The sequence below is a fragment of the Noviherbaspirillum aerium genome (assembly GCF_008929045.1).
In the GTDB taxonomy this organism is placed as follows: Bacteria; Pseudomonadota; Gammaproteobacteria; order Burkholderiales; family Burkholderiaceae_D; genus Noviherbaspirillum; species Noviherbaspirillum aerium.
Genome location: NZ_VFAH01000058.1, coordinates 1 through 3,001 on the forward strand (window position 1 = coordinate 1; position 3,001 = coordinate 3,001).

Sequence of the window (3,001 nt, forward strand, 5' to 3'; positions counted from 1 at the left end):
GTCACCATGCTCGGCGCCGCCGCCGGCGTGCGCGACGCCGGCCACATCGGCATGGAATCCATCCTCGTGCTGCTGCCCGAAAAACTGCGCGAGAAGTTCGAGATCGTCATCCACTTCGTCGTCGGCTGCTTCGGCGCCATGATGGTCTGGTACGGCTCCCTGCTCGGCAAGTCGGTCATGAACTACAAGATCCCTTCGCTGGGCATCTCCGAAGGCATCAACTATGTCGCCGTCGTCGTCGCCGGCGCACTCATCATCCTGTTCTGCATCGAGCACATCATTGCAATCGTCACCGGTAAGGAAGTGATCCCATCATGGCACTGACCATTCTCGTTCTCAGCTTCGCCGGCTTTCTGCTGCTCGGCGTACCGGTGGCCTTTGCCATCGGCCTGTCCTCCGCCGCGGCACTGCTGGTCGAAGGCATGCCGCTGGCCGTGATGTTCCAGCGCATGGTCTCGGGCATGAACATCTTCTCGTTCCTGGCCATCCCGTTCTTCATCTTCGCCGGTGAAATCATGCTCTACGGCGGCGTCGCCGCACGCATCGTGCGCTTCGCCAAGAGCCTCACCAACCATGTGCGCGGCGGCCTGGGCATGTCCAACGTGGTCTCCTGCACGCTCTTCGGCGGCGTCTCCGGCTCGCCGGTGGCCGATGTCTCGGCCATGGGCGCGGTGATGATCCCGATGATGAAAAAGGAAGGCTATCACGCCGACTATGCGGTCAACGTCACCACCCATGCCTCGCTGGTCGGCGCGCTCATGCCCACCAGCCACAACATGGTGATCTATGCGTTCGCCGCCGGCGGCGCGGTGTCGATCTCCTCGCTGATCATGGCCGGCATGCTGCCGGCGCTGGTGCTGACCATCTGCATGCTGGTGGCGGCCTACCTGGTGGCGGTCAAGCGCAACTATCCCAAGGGCGAATTCCCGGGTTGGGGCGAAGTGGTCAACTCGTTCGGCGCGGCGCTGCCGGGCCTGATGATTGCCGTCATCATCCTGGTCGGCATTTTGTCGGGCGTCTTCACGGCGACCGAAGCGGCGTCGGTGGCGGTGGTGTATGCGCTGATCCTCACCGTCATCGTCTACAAGTCGATGACCTGGGAGAACCTGATGAAGTCGGCGGCCATGGCGGTCAAGACCACCGGCGTGGTGCTGCTGCTGATCGGTATCTCGGCGGTGTTCCAGCACCTGATGAGCCTGTATGAAGTGGCCGAGCTGACCGGCGAGATGATGTCGAGCATTTCCTCGAGCCCGTGGGCGATCTTTGCGATGATCAACATCATCCTGTTCCTGCTCGGCACCTTCATGGACATGGCCAGCACGATCCTGATCTGCACGCCGATCTTCCTGCCGATCGCGATGAAGTTTGGCATGGATCCGGTGCAGTTCGGCATGCTGATGCTGATCAACTGCGCGCTGGGGCTGAACACGCCGCCGGTGGGCACGACGCAGTTCGTGGGATGCGCGATCGGAGGCATCAGTGTGGGGCAGGTGATGAAGACGATCTGGCCGTTCTACGGCGCGCTGATCGCGGCCATGCTGCTGATCACTTACGTGCCGTCGTTCTCGCTGTGGCTGCCTTCGGTGATGCTGGGCAGGTAGGGCCATGCCGCGGCGCGTTTCGGATTCGCGCCTGCGGTACTCGGCATATATCCGTAAAACATAGCCTGGCTAAGCTGGCAGAAAGCTAAATCTGGTGCACTCATATTTCGCTTCCTCTCCCTTGGGCGGGGGAGGGGTGAAATACACCATGCGTCGATTAACTTTTGCCACCCTGCTTGATTGCGCCTCGCGGCCGGGCAAATTCGAGCTCGCATTTTGATTCAAGGAATATTCATGTTCAATCGATTACTCATTACCGGCGCGGCCGGGAATGTCGGCAAAGTGATGCGGGAAAGGCTTGCACCTTTTGCGAGAATTCTCCGTCTTTCCGACGTCAAGCCGTTCGGCCCGGAAAAGCCCAATGAGGAACACATGCTGTGCGACCTCGGCGACATGGCGGGAGTTCATCAGTTGCTGAAGGACTGCGATGCCATCGTGCATCTTGGGGGAATATCGGTCGAAGCCCCTTTCCAGCCCATACTCAACGCCAATATCGTGGGCGTGTACAACCTGTACGAAGCCGCCCGCAAGCACGGAATCGGCCGTATCGTATTCGCGAGCAGCAACCACGTGATCGGTTTCTACGAGCAGAACCAGACGATCGATACCGAAGTGCCGATGCGGCCCGACACCATGTATGGCGTCAGCAAGGGATTCGGCGAATTGCTGTCGCGGTTCTACTTCGACCGCTATGGAATCGAGACGGTTTGCCTGCGCATCGGCTCGGCCTATCATGAGCCGCTCGACAGGCGGATGATGTCGACCTTCCTCAGCTTCGATGATCTGACCGAGCTCATACGGTGCAGCCTCTACACGGAAAATGTCGGGCATACCGTTGTGTACGGCGTCTCGGCAAACCGCAACTGCTGGTGGGATAACAGCAAGGCGCGGCATCTCGGCTTCCAGCCCAAGGATACTTCCGAAGTATTCCGCGCAAAGATCGACGCCGCGCCGCCGGTCGACCGTGCCGATCCGATGATGGTATTTCAGGGCGGGCGCTTCGTGATCCAGGGACCGTTCGAGGAAGAGTGCGGACTGCAGGGATAGATCGCGATACGAAGCCCTGGCGGAAGCCATAGATGAAAAGCAGTTCTGATGGCGACGGCGGATCGACTTCGCCGATCAGGAAAATCTGGATTCACAAAACACGGCACACGGAGGAACGACAGGGCGTTCCACGTCTGCCTTGATCAGCGGGGCAAGCGCCTTGCGCCGCTGCCTGGCAATACCGAAGCACACTTGAACTTGAACGAAGCACCTATAGGAGAAACCACAATGAAAAAATCGCTACTCGCACTGGCCGTACTGGGCGCCATCTCCGGCTCTGCCGCTGCACAGACCAACGTTGCCATCTACGGCCTGATCGACGTCGGCATCGTTCGCGAAAGCGGCGCGCCTGC

The 3,001-nt window shown here is 60.0% G+C and carries 3 protein-coding genes; all 3 read left to right on the top strand.

The genetic code is table 11. From position 1 onward, the window contains the following. Positions 1-324: TRAP transporter small permease (locus FH061_RS29945; protein ID WP_151639479.1), on the top strand; the 324-nt coding region annotated here is incomplete at its 5' end. Then, positions 315-1,601 (top strand): TRAP transporter large permease, encoded by a 1,287-nt coding sequence (locus FH061_RS29950; protein WP_151639480.1) that lies wholly within the window; start codon positions 315-317, stop codon positions 1,599-1,601. The genes FH061_RS29945 and FH061_RS29950, both read left to right, overlap by 10 nt. Positions 1,602-1,835: 234 nt before the next feature. Beyond that, complete coding sequence (locus FH061_RS29955) at positions 1,836-2,648, top strand: NAD-dependent epimerase/dehydratase family protein (RefSeq protein ID WP_151639481.1); 813 nt, start codon at positions 1,836-1,838, stop codon at positions 2,646-2,648. Positions 2,649-3,001: the final 353 nt, after the last annotated feature.

What these genes read in the sequence shown, in the direction of transcription:
- FH061_RS29955 (WP_151639481.1), top strand. Translation starts at nt 1,836, where the DNA reads ATGTTCAATCGATTACTCATTACCGGCGCGGCCGGGAATGTCGGCAAA.
- FH061_RS29950 (WP_151639480.1), top strand. Translation starts at nt 315, where the DNA reads ATGGCACTGACCATTCTCGTTCTCAGCTTCGCCGGCTTTCTGCTGCTC.